We start from the raw sequence: 21,152 nt of genomic DNA, 5'->3' as shown, positions 1-21,152 counted from the left end.
TATCCAACCTGCTGTCAAACCTAATCGGTTCGTCAGCAGTCTGAGCCCCTTAGGGGGCTTTTCTTTTATCGATAATGTTAGTTTTTCACCCCCTCCCAATCCAAGCCAAATTTCGCCAAGTATTTTCGTAGCCTATCCGCATCATTAGGTTGTTTCTTCTGTTGCCGAGAGATTGCAAATAACGCTCGACCCGCCTCTGAGAGGGATGAAGAACGGCGGCACACATCCAGTACGGTAGCTAATTGCTGTTGGTCGAATAAATCAATTTCACCCACTTGTTTAGGTAATGAATTGGTCGATTTAACTTGCCACTGAGATTGCAAACGCCCAATTTCCTCTTCGGCTATCGACTTGGTTATTCGCCCTTTTTCCGCAAAGGTCGCCATTCGGCTAATCGATGCTCCCAATTCACGGAAGTTACCGCGCCAGAGTGCTTGCTCGGAACAGGCAAATTTCACATACACGTTGCGCGCTTCGCTATCAAAACGGATTTGGTTTTGCGCATCTTGGCTGAATTTTACGAGCTCATAATCGATATTTGGCTCGATATCTTCACGGCGATCGCGCAAGCCGGGTAAGGCAAATGTCCACATATTGATGCGGGCGAATAAATCCTCACGAAATTTGCCCTCCTCCACCTGTTGCGCCAAGTTGCGATGGGTTCCCGCAATCAATTGAAAATCACTGTGAATTTCTTCATCCGCACCATAAGGGAAAAAACGTTTTTCTTCGATGGCTTTAAGCAGCATCGCTTGTTCATCAAGGCCAAGCTCGGCGATTTCATCAAGAAATAAAATGCCGCCATCCGCTTCTTTTAACAGTCCTTTTCGGGAATTTAATGCCCCTGTAAATGCCCCTTTCACATGGCCAAATAACGTCGACATGGCATTATCACCGCGCAACGTGGCACAGTTCACTTCCACAAACCGCCCTTTCACTTGGTGGCGGCTTTCACGCAGTTGGTAAATTCGCCGAGCCAAAAACGATTTCCCCGCCCCTGTCGGGCCATTGAGTAAAATCGGGGCTTTTGAACGTAACGCTACCCGCTCAATTTGCTCAATCATGGTATTGAACGCGCTGTTGCGTGTCGCAATGCCTGATTTTAAAAACGAAACTTGCTGCTGTTGCTCTTTTTGGAAACGGCTGGTGATATGGGTGTAACGGCTTAAATCAAGGTCAATTACCGTGTGAATACCAATCGGGTCTTTTTCCCTACCTTTCTCACTGGGTGACGTCTGAATAAGTTTGGCGGGCAAATAGTGTGCTTCGGTTAATAAAAACCAGCAAATCTGCACCACGTGCGTCCCCGTGGTGATATGCACAAGGTACTCTTCGTTGTCCGTATCAAAGGGGTAGCTCGCAGAAAAATCCAGTAACGAGGTATACACCTCCTCGAAATCCCACGGATCCGCAATATCCACCTCATGCAGAACAACTTCCGTTTGTGGTGAAGCTTGCTCAATATCCTCTTTAACGCGATGCGCCATCGAGTAGTCATTGACCTGATGAATCAATTCAAAGCGACCAATATTGATATTCGGCTGTTGGCATAACCCCACGGTTGGGCGCCATTTGGTCCAGCGATTGGCTTTTTTGCCTCGCCTGTCCAATACCGTGCCAAGCACACCGATCACAACCTTGCGTTTTTCATTCATGATTTATATAAATTTATAAAATACGATATAAAAAGATAATAAATAGCCTAGTCCATTTTCTCTCGTATTGTAAGTCACTTTTAGCCTAAAAATAATTATTCGTTATTTTTCATTAAGATAAAAATATTTTTCACCGTATTTAAAAAGTTGGCACGCTTCTGGCAATTATACATTCATCCACTGCCGGAAAATGTCTGAACTTCGCGTTCAACCGGTGCAGACATGGTGGCTGTTGTCACTACATGGTCTGTATGCCGCCGTCGGTAAGATACCTTGGTAATAGCCTAGCTATCAGGTTCGACTCCTGAACTTAAAAATACGATTCCAAACGTAAATAAAACCTAGCTGAAGTTTAGCTAAAAGCTGGCACTCGAGAGCCTTACCGAGTGATGAGCAGAAATTTAGACAGCCGATTCGGCGCTCTTTCTTTCCCCTCATGACTTCGTGTTGTTCTTCAGCGTCAGACACATAAATAAAAGGAAAAATAATGAAAAAAATAAATGTGGCTCAAGGACTAATTGCACTAACGTCAAAAAATGGTGATTTCAAACAACTGTTAGTGGCAGGTGAGCACCGCGTACAAGATTGGTTTAATAAACTGACGGTTTCATTTTTCACCTTAAATAATGAACCGATTGAAGAAAAGCTGGCAAACCATTTGCGTCAATTCCACATGAATTGGGTAAATGAGTATTGTGTTGATATTAATTTATCTGATGATGAAGTCGCCTTTTTATACTTACATCATCATTTAGTTGAAATTATCGCGCCACAAACACGCCTTTTATACTGGAAAACTAATGATGATTTGCGTATCGAAAAACATAACGTGACCCAATTAGCGATGACAAACGAGCTAACCGAACATGTCGTGCATAAAAAAGGCGTTAAAGGCCGTGATTTATGTGTGATGGTGCAAATCTTTGCGGGGCAAATTGGCCTGCTAAAAGTGGATGGTGAAATAAAAAGCCTACTAGAGGCGGGTAATTACGGTTTTTGGTCAGTTAAGCAGAAGCCTGAAATTCAAGTCATCGATGTTTGCTCGCAATCTATTGATAAACCAATAGACGCCGTACTTGCAGAGCAAATTCGCCAATATCACCCAAATTGGGTAGCCTCCTATGGTGTCGATATTGATTTGTCTGATGATGAGATTGGTTTTTTATATTCACACAATAACTTGGTTGAGATCTTATCGCCAGCCACACGCCGTCTGTACTGGAAGTCAGGCAATACACTGCGTGTCGAAAAACAAAAAGTGGGCCATTTAGTGCTACCAGAAGCGTTAACTCAGCGCTTAGTCGCAAAAAAACGCATCAAAGGCAGTGAACTTTGCCTTGTTGCTCAAATACCGGCTTGGCATATTGGCGTATTAAAAATTGACGGTGAAATCACGGGCTTACTTGAAGCGGGTACCCACGGTTACTGGCGTGTAGAACATACCCCAGAAATTGACATCATTGATACGCGTTTACAGTCATTGGAAGTCAGCGGACAAGAAATCTTAACCAAAGATAAAGTGACGTTGCGTATTAATTTGTCGGCTAACTGGCGCTATGCCGATGTGCTACATGCATTTTCTCAGTTGAGCCAGCCAGTGGAGCATTTATACCGTGAATTACAGTTTTCATTACGGGAGATTGTGGGCACCCGCACACTGGATGAACTCTTAGAAAACAAGCAGTTAATCGATGAACTAATGCTAACGCAAGTGGTGCAAAGCATTGCGGATTTTGGCTTAGAGGTCGATAGCATTGGTGTGAAAGACATTATTTTACCGGGCGAAATGCGCACTATTTTGTCCCAAGTGGTTGAAGCTGAAAAATCAGCACAAGCTAACGTGATCCGCCGCCGCGAAGAAACGGCCGCCACCCGTTCGCTGTTAAATACCGCCAAAGTGATGGAAAACAACCCTGTCGCGCTGCGCTTAAAAGAGCTCGAAACTTTAGAAAGCATCGCACATCGAATCGACCAAATTTCCGTTTACGGTGGATTAGACCAAGTATTAAACGGATTGGTAAAAATTAAGGAATAACAATGACTAAGAATAACTTTAATCAATTAATTCAAGAAACTGGCGTACCAGTAAAAATGTGGACCAACGGGGTTCCCGTTGACCCGAAAGCGGTAACGCAATTGCAAAATACCGCCAAGATGCCATTTATTTTTAAACACTTAGCAGTAATGCCAGATGTGCACGTAGGGAAAGGGTCAACTATTGGAAGCGTGATCCCAACAAAAGGGGCGATTATCCCTGCTGCTGTAGGGGTCGATATCGGCTGTGGAATGATTGCGGTACGTACCTCTCTAACTGCGTCTGATTTGCCGGATAGCTTGCAGAATATTCGTTTTGCTATCGAAGCCGCTGTACCGCACGGCCGAACGACTCATCGACATGGACGTGATAAAGGTGCATGGCACCGTACACCGGATATCGTCGATACCCATTGGGCGCATTTAGATGAAGATTTTAAACGTATTTGCGATAAATACCCGAAACTACGTGGGACCAACCATTACAACCACTTAGGGACTCTGGGAACAGGGAATCACTTTATTGAACTGTGTTTGGATGAGCAAAACCGTGTTTGGGTGATGTTGCATAGCGGGTCACGTGGAGTGGGAAATGCGATAGGTAACCTATTCATTTCATTGGCACAAAAAGACATGCAGCAACATATCGCCAACCTGCCAGATAGGGACTTAGCCTACTTTGAAGAAGGCAGCGTGCATTTTAATGACTATATGGAAGCCGTGGGTTGGGCACAGGATTTTGCCCGCCATAACCGCGAAGTGATGATGCACCGAGTGCTGGAAGCGCTTTCACGTGAAATCCAAAAAACGTTTACCACACAACAAGAAGCGGTAAATTGCCACCATAACTATGTGCAAAAAGAGCAACATTTTGGTGAAGAAATTTTGGTGACACGAAAAGGCGCTGTGTCTGCTCGAAAAGGCCAAATGGGGATCATTCCTGGGTCGATGGGGGCAAAAAGCTTTATTGTGCGCGGACTGGGTGATGAAGAAAGTTTTTGTTCTTGCAGTCACGGTGCAGGCCGTGTGATGAGCCGAACGGAAGCCAAAAAACGTTTCTCCGTGAGTGACCAAAAAATGGCAACCGCGCACGTTGAGTGCCGAAAAGATAGCGATGTGATTGATGAAATTCCAATGGCATACAAAGACATCGATGCCGTAATGGCGGCGCAATCATCATTAGTTGAAATCGTGCATACCCTACGCCAAGTGGTGTGTGTGAAGGGGTAGAGTTAAGCTTAAGTATTAGGATATAGGCTAAAATTACATGATAAGGCCTATATTCTATAAATTAACCAGTGAAATTAGAAATAGATTTATCAAATTGCGCTTTGTAAGATTTTTGCGTTCTTTTTACAAACGCTAAATAATCAATATGTTCTATTTTATCTATTTGCTTATTTACGAGGCGATTAATATCATCAAAGCTTTGTACATTATATTTTTTATTTTCACTACCAATAGCTATGCTATTAATTGCGCCACAAATGATGTTAAGTAATTTTATTTTCTCATTAGTCAAAAGAATACTATCTTTTTTAAAGTCTTGAACTGATTGAGGGCAGATAGTAAATGAAGTTGAATTTATCCACATGTTTTGCATATTCTGAAAAGGGTTTAACCATTGACCATGAGCGACTTTATTTCGATTTCTAATGACAGGAGCTAGGTGCCCACTAATCCATGCTTTTATTCGTCCATATATCGTAAAAAGAATAATTCCCAAGCTATCTTCATTAGCATCATCTTCAAACGGAATATTTCCATTATTTTTAACCGCTATTGCAAGAGCGGTTAGCCATCTTTGTTCTAAGCTATTTTCGTTGTATATAATGCTGCGTTCACGTTCTGTAAAGACACTGTCTTCATAAATAAGCACATGTAATCTAGCTTCACACCATACGGATAATAACATTGAATACAAACGGGTAAATGTTAAAACATCATCTTGTATATTCTGATACGCTGAAGAGGCGATAGTTTTTCTTAGCTGGCCCTCTATATGACGCAATCCACTGCCAACCTGCTCGAAGTTTTGTCGGTGATATTCTCGTATTTTATCTATATATGATGATGGATCATAATCATAGAGGGTATCCACTCTGCTTCTTATTTCTGTCAATGTACCCACCTTATCAACTATATAAAATCCTGATGCCAAAACCGTTTCAATATATTAAACAGTTTTGGCATCCAGGATTCGAACCATGGACCTCCTATCCATAAAGATAGGTGTGCGACCTTACACCAATGCCCCATGGTGATACTAAATCTATTTTTTCAATGATCAATACAAGCATTTAATTACCACGAGCCGCTTCGCAAATATATTGAGTAAATTAATTTCCAAAAAAAATAAGACCATCAAGAAATTTTGATGGTCTTTTCTCAAAGCAATATCAAATGCCTAATGAAAATTAACTTATCGCCAGAACGGATTTTTATAAATGAGAATGGGGGTCTTGCGTATGATGTAATACTGCCAGCACCTCAATACCTTCAGGCGCTTTTCGATAATAAATTATATGGCTTTCAACAGGGAAGCTGAAAATACCCAAATACAAATCTTCACTGCGATCACGACCAAGAGATGGCTGGCTCGCGAGTATATCGGTCATTGTCATTCGCAATGAGTTAGCATAAGCCTCTGCAACATTAGCCCCCCATCTACGCATAGAATAAAGCCTAATTGAGCGGATATGCCCTTTCGCTTTCTGAGTAAACCTAACGCTCATCCTTAAGCCTTATTATCAAGTTCATCCTTAGTTAACGGAGAAAATACATCATCAATACTATGAAATTCACCGCGCTCTGCTTGCGAAATAGATTCAGCCAAAACAGCTTTTAAGCTCTGTAATTTTAACTGCATTAGCTGGTCATACTCATCTGAAGAGATAACAACTGCAACACGCTTCCCATGTTTACTTATTTCAACAGGCGCACGTTGAACTTTCATCAATAAATCACCAAATTGATTTTTAGCAACTTGTGCGGAGATAGTTTCCATACATCACCTACAGGATAAAATGGCTCGTTTAGCTATTATAGCTAAAATAGCTAAAATTACCAATCATTCAAAAGTATCGTTTACCTTTAATTTTCAGTGCATTAGACAAAAAAATAAGACCATCAGAAAATTTTGATGGTCTTTTCTCAAAGCAATGTCGAAACTCTTAACTAAAATTTATTTATCGCCAGCATGCATTGCGCATCACTGAAAACCGTCCTGAGCCCATAAATGCCAGCGCAATGGCACTTAAGAAGAAATACACGATACTTTCAATTGCCCATGCCCCTGTTTTATCCAGAACAAAGGTTTTATCTAAACCAATCATTAACCATGCAACCACCATGGTAAACGCCACTAACAATGCTGATGGGCGGGTTAAAATCCCTAAAATAATAAAGATAGGGGCAACCACTTCACCTAAAATAGTCCCGTAAGCAATAAATTCAGGTAGGCCATAAGAAGCCAGTAGCGCCTTGATACCGCTGGCACCTGTCATTAATTTGCTCATGCCGTGGAACAACATCAAACCGCCCACAGAAAGACGTAACAGTAATTTTCCCGCATCTTCATGGGACAACAGCCGATTAAATAGATTGACCACTTTATACCCCCTTCGCTTTAAATACCGATCATTAAGTAGTATGACGTAAAAATGTATTATGGCTCAGAAAATTAAAGTGGGAATCATTTTAATTTGCATTTCTTATAACTAAATCAATTTTCATTTAATTATAAATTGTTAACTATTTCCTCATTCAAATATTACGTTTAATTAACCATTTAATGGTCAAATATACTGAATAAAAAACACTATCAATAAAAGATTAGCTACATGACTTTACCGTTACCAGCGCTAACTCAGTTAATGACGTATAAAACGAATTTGACGTTGTTCTATTTAGTTGATGAGAAAATTGCGGTAACCAACTTTCCAAGTGATCAACCAGTAATTCTTTTAATGCACTTTCTCTGACCTCTGACGCTAACACTGCAGCCTGAAATAACATTAAACCAACATGGTCTGACGGTTCAGGGTAACGTGTTTGCACCTTTAACCTCTCACGCTGTAAAAATGCGCTCAACGCTTGTGTCGAAGAACCTTGCAATACCCCCTCGGGGTCGAGGTATACCGAGCCCCAAGGCGGGGCCGGTAATGTATTAGGGCCAATAAATAAATTAGTCCATTGCTCATGTAACTTTTGCCGTTCAATCTTTAAAGATTGCGTAATTCGATTGCTCAATTGAGGGCTTATTTTGCAAGGCCACTGGGTAGCAAAATCATCCAATTTAAAAAAACTTAATGCGTAGTGACTTGCATCATCATTGGGTGAAAATAGATAACAAGTCCCTAAAATATTAAAGGCCGCTGCATAATGTGAAAAATGGATCATAATGACAGATAACTTCCTAAAAAATTAATCACAATTGCCTTAAATATGAATAGAGTAAAAGCAATAACGCAGCATAAATTCAGCCACAATCGCACAGCCACACCCCAACACTAAATACCCCTGACCACTTGAGGTTAATACCTCACTTGACGCTGTACGCATGCGGCGGAATATACCAAACCCGAGCACTATCACGGCTAACATCCCCACTACCCAACTGGTCATACGTAATGACCAAATGGCTTGATAGGCGTGAATGGAGTCAATAGGAAAGGTTATCGACTCGTTGTTATAACTGGTGTGAACAAGGTAACTTTCATAAGCAGGTTGATAAACTAAGCGAATAAATAAACTAACACCAATAACCGCCCATAATATCCATAACCCACGAGTCGGGATTTGTACCAGAGAACTGCCTGCCTTAAAACGCAGTAATACGCTGATTAATAAATAATAACCCGCCGCGCCAGCCGTTAGCATCGTGCCGTAAAACATCAGATAAGTATTATCATTCATCCACGTTAACATTGAGGTATAACGATAGATTGACGCCATGGCATACACATCACAAAGCCCCGCAATAATCGCCATACCCAGCAGCAGATAAGACAATTCTTTTTTAAACCAAAGCCATAAAAAAGTAAGTCCTAAAAACGTAAAGTAGGTGGCCGTCAATATCACTTCTCGGCTTAGCCAAGAAGAAAAGATATTTAACAACGAGTTAGGCGCATTGATTGGCACACCTAAGTGGCTAATCGATGATAATAACCCTACGCCTGCAAAAACACAGGCCACAAATAGATACCACAGGAAAAATTGTGGATTAACTTTCCCCGCAAACGCCGAAGACAGTTTCTTTGCAGAAATTCCTAACATGATGCTTAACCCAATAGATAACTGCATCAAAAAGGTGAATAACAATAATGGCCATTCGTTCATTTGGCTTCTCCTTGAGTATCTTGAGATTGGCGACCAGAACCTTGGTGCGGATGAATAACAAGGTTAGGGTGTGTGATCGAGGAATCTGGTAGCCCTCGCACATCTGCCAATTCACCATAGCGTTTTCTGAGCTCGTCGATTGGACCAAACTGAATCGCGCCTAGCGGGCAAGTTGCCACGCAAACGGGTTGCTCACCTTTAAGTTGTAGGTCAATACAAAAATCACATTTCGACATTTGCTGTGTTTCAGGGTTCATCTGTGGCGCACCATACGGGCAAGACCATGCACAAGTACCGCATCCTACACATTTGTCTGTATTGACCATCACGATGCCGTCCCCTTCGCGCTTATGCATCGCTGTAGTTGGGCAATTCTTGACACACATTGGGTCGGCACAGTGGTTGCATGAAATGGATAACGTATAGGCAAAGACATTATTCACCAGCCCCCCTGTGCCGTTTTCGATAAACTCGCCGCCAGTCACTTCATACACGCGGCGGTATTTGCGCCCGACGTCGAGGTTATTTTTATCTTTACAGGACACTTGGCATGCTTTACAGCCCGAACAGCGCGCCGAATCAATATAAAACCCGAGTTGTTTGTCACTCACTGCAGGATAAACGTGGAATTTACTCATGCTTTTGTTACCTCCACCAATAATGTTTGATGGGCATTTCCGTGTGCCATTGCCGTGCTCCGCGCCGATGTTAATACGTTGGCACACCCGCCTTGGTCGATACCATTTTCATCAGGCTGCCACCATGCTCCGGCTTGCAGTGCGACGACCCCCGGCATGATGCGCTGGGTGATTTTCACAGGCACTTGTGTGACACCACGGTCATTATTCACTTTGACAGCGTCACCTTCGCTAATATCACGGCGCTTAGCATCAATTGGGTTGATCCACAGTTCTTGGCGCTGGACTTCTTGCAACCATGGGTTAGCAAATTGCGTTGAGTTGGCACGGTTACGACCTTTCCACGTGATAAGCTGCAACGGGAAACGTGTCGTTAAGTCGTCTTCAGGCCCTTCAATCGCAGGGACATAATGAGATAATGCAGGAATATCAACATCATTACGCTCATACAGGCGTTTTGAAAAAATCTCAATCTTCCCTGATGGCGTTTCAAACGGGTGATTTTCAATATCATTAATATTTTTTTCGAAAGCCACATGCCCTGTATGTGGCTTGTGTTTCAGTAAATGGCGGCGCTTAACCAACAGTTCATCGAAGGTCGGAATACCATCCTCAGGGCTTTTTTGGTGGGCATCATTAACGAGATGTTCAATCCACTGTTTTTCTGTACGGCCTTCACTAAATTTCTCGCCAACACCAAGTTTTTCAGCCACTTCACACAGCCACTCATAATCACTGCGGCGCTCAAACTCAGGCTCAATCACTTTTTCAGATAAAATAATGTAGTTACCCGTTCCCCAAGTTCCCCCTACATTCCAGCGTTCTAAAAAACTGGTTTCAGGCAGTAAAATGTCAGCGTATTTCGCGCTTGGTGTCATATACAAATCGCTGTATACGATAAACTCCACCTTGCTTTCATCCTCCAATACTTTGGCGGCATGCAAAATATCGGGGTTTTGGTTGGTCATATAATTACCCGCTAACGAGAAAATCATTTTGATCTCGGTATCGAGTTTTTCGGCATTTTTCAGGCCATTGTTTGGCGTAACAAGGTTTTTATCCTCACAGGCTTGTACCCAATTGGTGATGTTTATTTTTGCCTTAACAGGGTTTTCAAATAGGCTTGGCCCCGCGAGGGTTTTACGTAAATCAGGCGTGACTGCCATACCATAGCCCGCAGCCCAGCCGCCTTTAACACCCACATTACCTGTGATAGTCGCTAACAATGTTGCTCCACGCGCTGAGCGCTCGCCACAAATATGGCGTTGAGGCCCCCAACCTTGCATTAGTGCAGCGGGTTTAGTGCTGGCATATTCACGTGCTAACTGGCGAATTGTATCTGCAGGGACTTTGGTGATGGGCTCTGCCCATTCAGGGGTTTTCACCACACCATCTTTTTTACCCATTAAATACGCGACGAGTGACTCGTTTTCAGGCACACCATCAGGCATTTGATGTTCATCGAACCCGACAGTATATTTATCGATAAAAGCTTGGTCATGGCGATTTTCACTGATGATCACATACATCATCGCGTCCATCATGGCGTTATCTGTAGTTGGTAAAATTGGGATCCATTGGTCAGCTAACGACGACGCCGTATCGGAATAGCGAGGGTCGACAACAATAAATTTTGTGCCGTTTTTCTTCATTTTTTGGAAATAATGATTGGAATGCCCAAAAATGGTTTCATTAGGGTTGTGCCCCCATAAAATAACCAGCGGGGTATTTTCCAATGTATCCAAGGTGCTGCCACTTGCGGAAGTGCCGTAAGTATACGGCGTCACCGCCATGGTATTGCCGTTACTGACCGAGTGGTAATTCTCTAAAAAACCGCCCGTCATATTGAATAAACGACGTAGCATATTCGCCCCAGAGAAAATTCCCCCTGTGACACCCGTACTTAAACTAACAAAGCGCGAAGCTGGGCCGTATTGTTCATTGATGCGTTGCATGTTGCTTGCGATAAGCGTAGTGGCTTCTTCCCAACTGATCCGCTCAAAGCGCCCTTCTCCGCGTTTACCAACACGTTTCATTGGGTATTTTAGGCGATTCGGATGGTACACAAATTTCCGATAGCTACGGCCACGCACACACGCACGCATGATTGGCATCTCTTCATCGAGATCGGCATCAGGTCGAGTGCTAATTCTTGTGACCACACCTTCTTTGACATGTGCTCGAATATCACATTTCCCTCCGCAGTCAAAACTACTGCAAGTGGAAACGACACGTTCACCCTCATTATTAATGGTTTTTGTTGGGATGATATCTGGGTTTTCTGATGTTGAAGCGACCGTATTTGCGGCTAAAAATGGGACAGCCATGAGCGCAGAGCTGCCTTGAATAAACCGACGACGGGTTAAAGGTTCAATCAGGCCGACTTGCTCATCATTCTGACCGTTGTAATTTTCCATGATAACTCTACCTCAGGCATACATTAGGTTTCCGCGCTAGGGTAATCATTTTCCGTTTTGCCAACTTTCGAAAAACAGCCAAAGAGATCGGAATCTCAGCCAACCATGGAAAACATGTGGTTATATCAATAAAAATTGCCTATATTCGAAAAATAAATCACTATGTTTGAATTTCAGCCAAGAGAAATTTCCATGCGAAATATTCCCCTTAAGACCGTTGATGCCGTTCCTCGTGATGTTCTTGCGATCGGAACTGACTACTTACCGAATGTGTTGCTGGACTCCCACGTTCACCGCCGTGCGCAGTTTTTGTATGGCGCCACAGGCTTGATTGAAGTGAGTACTGACGATGGCGAGTGGGTTATTCCACCTGATAGCGGCGTGTGGATCCCCTGCAATACCCCCCATGAAACCCGTATGCTAAATGTGAGTACGCGCAGTTTGTATATCGAACCCGCAGCGGCACCACGTAAAGGAAATAAATGCGAAGTGCTGCGTGTTTCGCCACTACTTCGACAATTATTACTGGAAGCGGTCGATACGCCGATCGAATACGATCTTCATGGCCGTGATGGTGTGATGATCCAATTGATCTTGCACGAGATTGAGCGTGCCGAACCTTTGCCATTTTATGCGCCGATCCCACGGGATGAGCACCTCGCCCAAATGTGTCGTGAATTTTTAAAAGCCCCTCAAATCACCTCACTTCCCCAAGAATGGGCGGCGAAACTACACAAAAGTGAGCGTTCCTTTAGTCGTTTTTTTGGGGCGCAGACAGGCCTCTCTTTTTCAGATTGGCGACAACAAGCATGCTTGCTCAGTGCCATTACCCATATTTCCGCAGGAAAATCGATTACCGAAGTGGCTTTTGACTTGGGTTATAGTAGCGTGGGGTCATTTTCCACAATGTTTAAAAAGTGGTTGGGGCAAAGCCCTTCCAGTTTTATCCAGCGAATTGGTGAGTAATATCCGAAAATACTATCCATTGGCTGCGAACTTTATGCGTTCATTGCATTTTTCATTTTTTAACCTTACGTCGGCCTCTATTATCCGTTAGGATAAAATAAAAAAGGAACTTGTAATGACAACCAAATTCTATAGTTATCAACCTACTAAAGGCCATGGACTTCCCCATGACCCCATTCCGTCGTTAATCGGCCCACGTCCTATAGGTTGGATCTCAACCTGTGACAGCCAAGGTCGTACCAATCTGGCGCCTTACAGTTTTTTCAATATTTTCAATTACTCACCACCAATTTTGGCCTTTTCCAGCGTGGGTAAAAAGGACTCTGTCACCAATGCCATCGAAACAGGGGAATTTGTCTACAACCTTGCGACACTAAGCCTTGGCGAGCAGGTCAATATGAGCAGCGCAACCCTTGAACGTGGGGAAAGTGAGTTTGCGTTAACCCAACTTTCCACATTACCATCAACGTTAATTGCACCACCACGCATAGCACAAACCCCTGTTTCTATGGAATGTGTCGTGACGCAATATCAGCAACTTAAACGCGCTGACGGACAATTACTGGATACGTGGATGGTCATGGGGGAGGTTGTCATGGTGCACATTGATGAATCCACCCTAACCGATGGGCTTTATGATTGTGCAGGGCAAAAACCGTTACTACGTGCAGGTGGCCCCGCCGATTATTATTGGATTGAACAACAACAAAATTTAAAAATGTATCGCCCCAAATGACCCGTTTTTCAGCGGCTTTTTCCCACTATTAGCCGCTGAAACGACGCACTACTCAGGATAAAACTGGCAATTCAATTGTTCATCTAGAGCAGGGTACGAAAAATGTGCGGTGATTAAATCAAACTGTGCGTCTGAGGTGTGAAACGGGTTTTCCCCCATTAAATTACGCACGACAAGCCGTGCTTTGCACTCATCGTTATCAACCTGTAAAACGTGAAAAACGTACGGCACATTCGATGCCTGTGCGAGTGATTTTAGCCATTGGCGCTGATTTGGTGTATTGGCAGGGAAATCCATCACGACCGTATTACCTGCCTCCATCAATTGCTTGATATGTTTTTCCAACACCTTTTTCACCAAGGTGCTTTTAGCGACATAGTGTGAAAGCTCTGTGATTTCATTGGGATACAACGTCGAAAGCCATTCATCTTCGCTCAATAAAATGGTTCGAGGCTGCTTAGCGAGTTGCTTTGCAAGCGTTGACTTCCCTGAGGCAATTTTTCCACAGAGAAAATGTAAGCGTACTTCGTTATCGGAGGTTTGTGGCTTTCCAGTAAAATTCATTAACATTTCCTTGCTGATAATTGACCAGACAAAAACAAAAAACCCGCCTTGTCTGGCGGGTTTCGATTGTCACTTATCCCCACCACTAAGTGATGGTAATAATCATGCTTAAACGAGCGACAATCTGTGACATATTTCTTTCCTAAATGAGGTTAACACTAACCTATCAACTATTAATATGATTAGTCAAATAGCCTTTTCCACTCTCATTTATCTTGCCAAGAAAAAGGCCTGAACATATTCAGGCCTTTAATTTCATAAACTAGTGCTTACCATTTTTATGATGATTCAGTGTTTCTTCTTTTAGATCCAATTCATCACGTAAACGATGGTAAACCCGTTCGTTAATGTTTTTATTTTTCCGCATTTGGTATAACGCTTCACGCTTCGCTTTCAATGCAGAGTTAGACATTTGGCGTTCCATCTCAATCATTCGATGTAAATCATACACGTCAGATTCAGTTTCATCGGTATTATCAAGTCGTCTGCCATAAATTTCTAACAATTGTGCCCCGACTTCCGTACGCATGGCGATTTCATCCACGTCCTCTGAAGGGTGGTTCATTAACTCACGTAAGTGAGCCATTGCCGCTTCATTCAGCGCTAAACGAGCACGGATTTCGTCATTATCATACGGTAAATCTTGGACAAGGCCTTTTGTTAAAATCGGCAATGCAATACTGGCAATCAATAATGAACATAAAATAACGCCCATTGCCAAGAAGATAGCCACATCACGATTTGGGAATAAAGAGCCGTCTGGCATCAACAATGGCAGCGTTAAAATACCCGCTAATGTAATCGCCCCGCGAACACCCGCAGTCGCCATAATAGCCATCATCCGAATATGCACCACATCTGCTTCTTTACCACGGCGGCGGTTGTGGAATACGGTTAAGGTCATTGAAATCCAAACCCAACTAAAACGCAGGATTGCCAGAGCCACAGTAATGATTGCAACATAAACAAATAACATCCAAGGATGACTTGCCCCCGCCGCTTCAGCAACCTCTGGCATATTTATCCACATACCCGGTAATTGCTCACCCAGTAAAATAAAGATCATTCCGTTCAGTGCCGTTTGAACGGTATCCCAAACGGCTTTACTTTGCATGCGTGTTGCAGCCTGCATACGACCTGCAATTTTCTCATAGTGCATAGCAATACCGGCAACAACCGCCGCTAAAATACCTGACACATGTAAGTGCTCTGCAAGCAAATAAGCTGTAAATGGCATCAATAGGCTGATCATAATTTGGATGGCTGGCTCTTCACCAGTACGCTTAACCAAGAACTGGTTCAACCAACCAATTGCCCAAGCGACTAATAAACCAATTAAGATCCCACCAAAGGCAACAAGAACAAATTCGCCTGCCGCTGAAGCGAGGGAAAATGTTCCCGTTAATGCAGCCACAACGGCAAAGCTAAAGCAGACTAAGCCTGTTGCATCGTTGAGCAGTGACTCACCTTCCAGTATGTGCGCCATCCGTGATGGAAGTGGGGAATTTACCGTCATCGCAGAAACTGAAACGGGGTCAGTCGGTGACAAAATCGCCGCGAGTGCAAATGCAACCGCCAATGAAATGGCAGGAATTAACCAGTGAATAAAGAACCCCATGCCAATAACGGTAACCACCACGAGGCCTATCGCTAATGACATAATCGGTTTAATTTCTTGGAATAAGGCTTCTTTGGGAATACGCCAACCATCTAGGAACAGCAACGGTGGGATAAATAAGAACAGGAACAAATGCGGTTCAAATTCAACCGTAAAACCATACAGAGACAACCCAGCTCCCAGCGCTATCTGAATAAGGGGTAATGGAATAATATCTTTGAGCAATCGCGAGATAAACACACTCACAATAACCGCAAGTAAAAAAACAAGTACAAGTGTCACAACTGACATTGATTGCTCCATGTTTAGCTAATCATTAATTATCAGTAGTGAAGTTAATAGATAAATTGAATCAATGTAAAGTAGCAATTAATTAACAGACACAAAAAATTTAAAATTCAGAAATGACCTATCTATCATCATGTTACTGTTTATCCCAATAGTGTCATTGACCGCGAAAAATTAACCTATCACATTGATAATAAAAAATAAAAATCCCTGTAATACAAAAATCACTAGTCTAAGATAAGATAATCCGCTAAATCATCATTAACTGATTACTCAGTTGAGTTTTTAGATATGTTTTTATTTCGTAATTGTTTTTTACTAACTAGTTTTTTCTCTGAATTTTCTTTCTCATTAATACTTTCTAAGCTGTGACGTGCAATTAATTCCTGTAATACTTCTTTGAGCATCTTACTTTTACGCAGACCTAATGGGGCAAGTACAGCCTCTTCATGTTGTTGCGCTTCAATTAATAACCCATCGACTAGTGACATCCCACTAGATGTGACACTCACCAATGTAATTCGCTTATCGCTACCGCTATGATTATTGTGGCGGATCACATGCCCTTGTTGTTCTAACCGTTGTAAAACACGCGTAATTGTCGGTTGTTTACTGACTGTTTTTTGTGATAGTTCAGTGATCCCCATCGAGCCATTACCCGCCAATGTTGATAGCACTCGCCACTCCAATACAGACAGCCCTTTCTTTTCAACAATTGCATGAAATTCAGATGAAACTAGCATCCATGCCTGCCCCAATAGGGCAGGCAAGTAATTATCAACAAAAACCTTTGAATCTGACATCTGTTCCTCTCGATCTACACTATGCATCATTGCATTTAATCTAGCCCCTCAAGAGTAGCAGAAGGAGACGATAATTCAGCTAAAACTTTCCACTTAGTAACGACCCAAACCCGTCAACACGTGTCTCTAAACCCAGCTTTTTCAACATCATGTAAGTGGTGGCCACCGAAGAAGACAACACGGGCAAGCCCACGCGGTTTTCAATCAATTGCACCGAGGGTAATGACGGCATTTGTACACACGCTGATGCCACTATCGCATCCACATTGGTGTTCAGCCGCTTGGTGATTTCCACAGGCGCCAGCGGGTCTTGCCTGCCAACCGCTAAATTATCGGGGATTTCCAACGAAATGCTATCCACCACTTCAATGCCTTCGCTTTCAATATACTTAATCACCAATTGCGTTAGTGGCTTCATGTACGGCGTCAAAATAGACACTTTTTTCGCCCCTATGGCATGCAGCCCATCCACTAATGCCCCTGCACTGGTGACAATCGGCGCAGGGTGCCCGTTATCCACGGTACATTGGTGTAAACGGCTTTCAGACACACGGTGATACCCTTTCCCCATGCTCATGATAGCGACCAAGCAGGCATAACCGAGCACATCCACCGCCGCATCCGAAAGCTCAAGGGCACAACGGTCGCTGTCGGAATCCATCTTCGCCAGCTCTTCTTTGGTCACCTTTTTCATCCGCATGCGACTGGAATGAAAGGTAAAACGCTCTGCAAACTGCGCTTCCCGTGCTCGCAAAATAGCGGGAATTTCGGTTTCCATGGTGGTGTTCGAGGACGGGACAATCTGCCCAATCCGAAATGTGCGTGCCAGACTCATCCTTTTTTCTCCCCAAACGGTACATCGCTCTCAGTCGGGTTTAATTCCTCCACGCTTTGCCCTTCGCCGTAAAAACGGGCGGCACTCAGCGGACGGCGGTTCACCTGTAAATCAAAGATATCAAAGCGGTTATAGTGCCCAGTGATATCGTGCATTTGTCGTGGTTGAATACAGCGGTTTAAATCGATATCGCCATACACAATCCCTTCTTTATCAATCAGCGGTTCGCCAACCACACGACCGTCAGGGCCGATAATGCCCGAAAAGGCACTGTTTGGGCGCGCTAACAGCTCACGCGCCTCAGGGTGGCTCGCGGACATTGCCTCGATAATCTCTTCCGACACCGTCGAACACGAAACAATCGTGAAAACCTTACCTTCAAAGCAATGTGCGGATGCCCTTAAACGAATCGCTTCCGCCATATCGTAATCTTTGGGTGCCACAGGCAAGGCGATGTAGCTGGCAATATGCACGAGCTCCCCTTGCGCCAGTAACGCAAAGCGCGCCAAGGTGTTAGTGTTTTCCCCACAGGCTAAGGCACCTAATGGCCCCACGCTGGTTTGGTGTACTTTTAACGAGGACGCATCCCCGTTGGCCCACGTCAGCTTTTCTGCCCACGTTGGCACCAATTTGCGGTGACGCCCGAGAAGGGTGCCTTCGTCGGAAATGGTCACCAAGGTGTTATACAAGGTGGCAATACCGTGTGGATTGCGCTCATTGACCCCAATCACCACATTGATGCGGTGACGTGCTGCCGCGTGGGCGATTTTTTGGATTTCTGGCCCCGGCACTTCTATGGCCGATTTGCACAGCTTTTCAAACCACGGGCTACCGTCAATTGGGTTCATCACCCAACTCCAATACGGGTAACCCGACACAAACACTTCTGGGAACGCCACCAATTTCGCGCCGTTGTCTGCCGCTTCTTCTATCAGGCGGCACACTTTATCAACCGTGGCGTCGGTATCGAGAAACACGGGCGCCGCTTGCACGGCCGCCGCTTTAAATTGCGCTAAGTTCAACATGGCCTTGCTCCTTGTTTACACTGCAACCACGGGGTGACGCAGTTCACCAATGCCTTGCACGTATGCCTCAATCACATCCCCCGGCCACACCCACTCTTGTGGTGAACGCCCAGCACCGACCCCTTCTGGCGTCCCCGTGGCAATGATATCCCCCGGCTCAAGGGTGATACCTTTGCTGATGTCTTCAATCAACACATTGACGTTAAACAGCATGTGGCGGGTGTTGGACGATTGCTTGGTAACCCCGTTGACCTTCAAGCTTAAATCCAACGTGTGCGGGTCGGGAATTTCATCCGCGGTAACAATGCACGGGCCAAACGGCGCATAGGTATCTTGCCCTTTGGAGTAAATCCATTGCCCCGCACGACGGCAGTCACGGGCACTCATGTCAATCATCAAACTGTAGCCAAAGACGTAATTTAACGCGTCTTTCGCCGCCACCCCTTTAGCACGCGTGCCCATAATCACCGCCAGTTCCACTTCCCAATCCAACTGCTGGGTAATTTGGGCATTATGTTCAATCGCATCCCCTGGGCCAATCACCGTGGTCGGTGGTTTAGAGAAAATAACGGGCTCTTTCGGCAGCTCTTTAGACGTGTCCAAGGTGCGGCTCGATTCCGCCACGTGTTCAACGTAGTTCAACCCAATACCAAAGATGTTTTTACGCGGGCGCGGAATTGGCGCCAAGATTTTCACATTTTGTACTGGCCATGCAGTCCCTGCGGGAAATTGCCCGTCGTAGCCATTGAGCAGTTCAGTCCCCGCGCGCACCCCTTGTGGCCCTAAATCGATGAAATCCAACATATTGTCTGGCAGGTATTGCCCCTGCTCTTCGGCAAGACGAGCCAAGTCCACCACTTGGTGGTCAACAATGGCGCCCAAACGGGCAGCGGCGGTCACATCAGAACGGTAAGTAATCAAGCGCATGGTGTTTTCTCCTCGGCTCGCAGCGTCTCGCTGTCAGCCTGTTTCACGTAAAATCGGTTAATCGAAATCAATAAAAAGTCAAATAAACACATAAAATCAATTCGGTAGAGCAAGGTTATCGAGGGTGTCTGGCACGCCTCTTGCACCCTGATTTCATCTTCTAGCTGGTCACGGTTTGGTGCCCGTCGTTGTCCACCAAGGCCTCTTCGTAATACAGCCCCAGTGACTGCATCACCGGTAAGTCGTTAAAGCAGAACAAGCACGCATCGTCCGTTTGCGATGTGTTCACGTGCTCATGGAACATCCACGATGGCACACAGAAAATGTCGCGCTCTTGCCAATCAAAACGTTGCCCGTTGATAATCGAATACCCGTGGCCTTTTGCCACTTGGTAAATAAAGCTGCCTGTGTGACGATGGGCTTTGCCCACAAACCCCGGACGTAGCAATTGCATGCTCGCGCCGATAGTGGGCATCACGTGCCCGCCAGTGATTGGGTTGGTGTAGTGCATCAGCACATCATCAAACACCGAGCCATCGGCCACCTTTGCAGCGCGGCACAGTGCCTCATACGTTGGCCCCCACTGGTATTTAAACAGCGGCGAATAGGGTTTATCCCAACCGATATCGTGCGGGCGCAGCGCCGTGCCGCCCCACATCCCAACAGGGTAATCAATGGGGCGAGTGTGGGCTTGGTGTAAGTCGGGGTGGACTTTGTAGAACCCCGCTTCCAGCGCATTGACCAACGGGATATCTAACCCATCCTGCCAAATGCACGGTAAGCCATCTTCTGCCACACCGTGCTCATGCCACGTACCATTCGGGGTTAACACAAAATCATTCGCTTCGAGCATCATTTTTTGCCCTTCCACGATGGTGTAGGCCCCACGCCCTTCCATAATAAAACGCAGGGCTGACGATGAGTGCGCATGGGCGGAGGCGGCTTCCCCCGGGTGCATCACTTGCAAGCCCGAGTACAGCCAACCCACGGCCGCCGCCACGTCTTGGCGACCGGGGTTATTGAGATACACCACACGGCGCCCCGCTTTTTCGGGGGTGACCAGCTCGACCGAACGTAGTACGTGTTCACGCAAGTCACGGTAGCGCCATAACACTGGCACCGAAGACGACTGCGGCTGCCACGGCTCAATCTTGTTGGCTACCGTCCACAGCGCCCCGGTTTTCAAATCCGCGAGCTCTTGGTAATACGCCACAAGCTCAGGGGTGTCTGCCACATCCGCGCGACCTGCAATACTTTCGCGGTATTGGTCATGGGATTTCAGGTTCATCGGCTCGTTCTCCTCATT

Annotated in this window: 20 protein-coding genes; 4 read left to right on the top strand and 16 right to left on the bottom strand. The window is 44.9% G+C overall.

The genetic code is table 11. The annotated features are described in order from the left end of the window. Positions 1–77: 77 nt before the first annotated feature. Complete coding sequence (gene rtcR / locus J6836_RS19880) at positions 78–1,655, bottom strand: RNA repair transcriptional activator RtcR (protein WP_219245559.1); 1,578 nt, start codon at positions 1,653–1,655, stop codon at positions 78–80. 910 nt (positions 1,656–2,565) lie between these two features. Between rtcR and J6836_RS19875 the strand changes: the two genes are divergently transcribed. Together J6836_RS19875 and J6836_RS19870 are read left to right on the top strand one after the other, a co-directional pair. Further along, positions 2,566–3,690, top strand: a complete 1,125-nt coding sequence (locus tag J6836_RS19875; RefSeq protein WP_219249564.1) for a slipin family protein — start codon at positions 2,566–2,568, stop codon at positions 3,688–3,690. Between the two features lie 2 nt (positions 3,691–3,692). Beyond that, positions 3,693–4,919, top strand: coding sequence for an RtcB family protein (locus J6836_RS19870; protein ID WP_219245558.1), 1,227 nt, complete (start codon positions 3,693–3,695; stop codon positions 4,917–4,919). A gap of 61 nt (positions 4,920–4,980) precedes the next feature. Here the strand turns inward: J6836_RS19870 and J6836_RS19865 are convergent, their stop codons facing one another. The 8 genes from J6836_RS19865 to J6836_RS19830 form a co-directional block, all read right to left on the bottom strand. Beyond that, on the bottom strand, positions 4,981–5,811 hold the full coding sequence (locus J6836_RS19865; protein ID WP_219245557.1) for a hypothetical protein: 831 nt from the start codon (positions 5,809–5,811) through the stop codon (positions 4,981–4,983). Positions 5,812–6,130: 319 nt separating this feature from the next. Next, the gene (locus J6836_RS19860; protein WP_219245556.1) at positions 6,131–6,424 is read right to left on the bottom strand and encodes a type II toxin-antitoxin system RelE/ParE family toxin; all 294 of its coding nucleotides are present in this window, start codon (positions 6,422–6,424) and stop codon (positions 6,131–6,133) included. 2 nt (positions 6,425–6,426) lie between these two features. Further along, a complete protein-coding gene (locus tag J6836_RS19855; RefSeq protein ID WP_219245555.1) occupies positions 6,427–6,696 on the bottom strand; it encodes a type II toxin-antitoxin system Phd/YefM family antitoxin in 270 nt (89 codons plus the stop codon). 181 nt (positions 6,697–6,877) lie between these two features. Then, positions 6,878–7,300, bottom strand: a complete 423-nt coding sequence (locus J6836_RS19850) for a DoxX family protein (protein WP_206086291.1) — start codon at positions 7,298–7,300, stop codon at positions 6,878–6,880. A gap of 223 nt (positions 7,301–7,523) precedes the next feature. Further along, positions 7,524–8,090: a molecular chaperone TorD family protein gene (locus tag J6836_RS19845; RefSeq protein WP_219245554.1), complete on the bottom strand. Its 567-nt coding sequence runs from the start codon at positions 8,088–8,090 to the stop codon at positions 7,524–7,526. Positions 8,091–8,129: 39 nt separating this feature from the next. Beyond that, the gene (locus J6836_RS19840) at positions 8,130–9,029 is read right to left on the bottom strand and encodes a dimethyl sulfoxide reductase anchor subunit family protein (RefSeq protein ID WP_219245553.1); all 900 of its coding nucleotides are present in this window, start codon (positions 9,027–9,029) and stop codon (positions 8,130–8,132) included. Then, on the bottom strand, positions 9,026–9,667 hold the full coding sequence (locus J6836_RS19835) for a DMSO/selenate family reductase complex B subunit (protein ID WP_219245552.1): 642 nt from the start codon (positions 9,665–9,667) through the stop codon (positions 9,026–9,028). The genes J6836_RS19840 and J6836_RS19835 overlap by 4 nt, the downstream gene beginning before the upstream one ends. Continuing rightward, entirely contained in the window at positions 9,664–12,084 is a 2,421-nt protein-coding gene (locus tag J6836_RS19830; RefSeq protein ID WP_219245551.1) for a DMSO/selenate family reductase complex A subunit, read from the bottom strand. Before J6836_RS19830 ends, J6836_RS19835 begins: the two co-directional genes overlap by 4 nt. A 192-nt stretch (positions 12,085–12,276) precedes the next feature. Here J6836_RS19830 and J6836_RS19825 point away from each other — a divergent pair, with 192 nt between their 5' ends. Then, positions 12,277–13,050, top strand: coding sequence for an AraC family transcriptional regulator (locus tag J6836_RS19825; protein ID WP_219245550.1), 774 nt, complete (start codon positions 12,277–12,279; stop codon positions 13,048–13,050). Between the two features lie 115 nt (positions 13,051–13,165). Beyond that, positions 13,166–13,786: a flavin reductase family protein gene (locus tag J6836_RS19820; RefSeq protein ID WP_219245549.1), complete on the top strand. Its 621-nt coding sequence runs from the start codon at positions 13,166–13,168 to the stop codon at positions 13,784–13,786. Positions 13,787–13,834: 48 nt separating this feature from the next. Here J6836_RS19820 and J6836_RS19815 read toward each other — a convergent pair whose 3' ends face one another. The 7 genes from J6836_RS19815 to J6836_RS19785 all read right to left on the bottom strand — a co-directional run bounded on the left by J6836_RS19815 (position 13,835) and on the right by J6836_RS19785 (position 21,134). After that, on the bottom strand, positions 13,835–14,350 hold the full coding sequence (locus J6836_RS19815; protein WP_219245548.1) for an AAA family ATPase: 516 nt from the start codon (positions 14,348–14,350) through the stop codon (positions 13,835–13,837). Positions 14,351–14,612: 262 nt separating this feature from the next. After that, positions 14,613–16,259: a Na+/H+ antiporter gene (locus J6836_RS19810; protein ID WP_219245547.1), complete on the bottom strand. Its 1,647-nt coding sequence runs from the start codon at positions 16,257–16,259 to the stop codon at positions 14,613–14,615. A gap of 266 nt (positions 16,260–16,525) precedes the next feature. Then, on the bottom strand, positions 16,526–17,059 hold the full coding sequence (locus J6836_RS19805) for a MarR family winged helix-turn-helix transcriptional regulator (RefSeq protein ID WP_219245546.1): 534 nt from the start codon (positions 17,057–17,059) through the stop codon (positions 16,526–16,528). Positions 17,060–17,138: 79 nt separating this feature from the next. Then, positions 17,139–17,894, bottom strand: coding sequence for a maleate cis-trans isomerase family protein (locus J6836_RS19800; protein WP_282560562.1), 756 nt, complete (start codon positions 17,892–17,894; stop codon positions 17,139–17,141). Beyond that, on the bottom strand, positions 17,891–18,919 hold the full coding sequence (locus J6836_RS19795; RefSeq protein WP_219245545.1) for a carbon-nitrogen hydrolase family protein: 1,029 nt from the start codon (positions 18,917–18,919) through the stop codon (positions 17,891–17,893). The genes J6836_RS19800 and J6836_RS19795 overlap by 4 nt, the downstream gene beginning before the upstream one ends. Positions 18,920–18,934: 15 nt before the next feature. Then, complete coding sequence (locus J6836_RS19790) at positions 18,935–19,846, bottom strand: fumarylacetoacetate hydrolase family protein (RefSeq protein WP_219245544.1); 912 nt, start codon at positions 19,844–19,846, stop codon at positions 18,935–18,937. Between the two features lie 160 nt (positions 19,847–20,006). Beyond that, entirely contained in the window at positions 20,007–21,134 is a 1,128-nt protein-coding gene (locus tag J6836_RS19785) for a cupin domain-containing protein (RefSeq protein ID WP_219249416.1), read from the bottom strand. Positions 21,135–21,152: the final 18 nt, after the last annotated feature.

Origin of the sequence: Providencia sp. R33, from assembly GCF_019343475.1 — a bacterium.
In the GTDB taxonomy this organism is placed as follows: Bacteria; Pseudomonadota; Gammaproteobacteria; order Enterobacterales; family Enterobacteriaceae; genus Providencia.
Note: the sequence above shows the minus strand (reverse complement) of the source record. Positions and strands in the feature narration are given on the sequence as shown.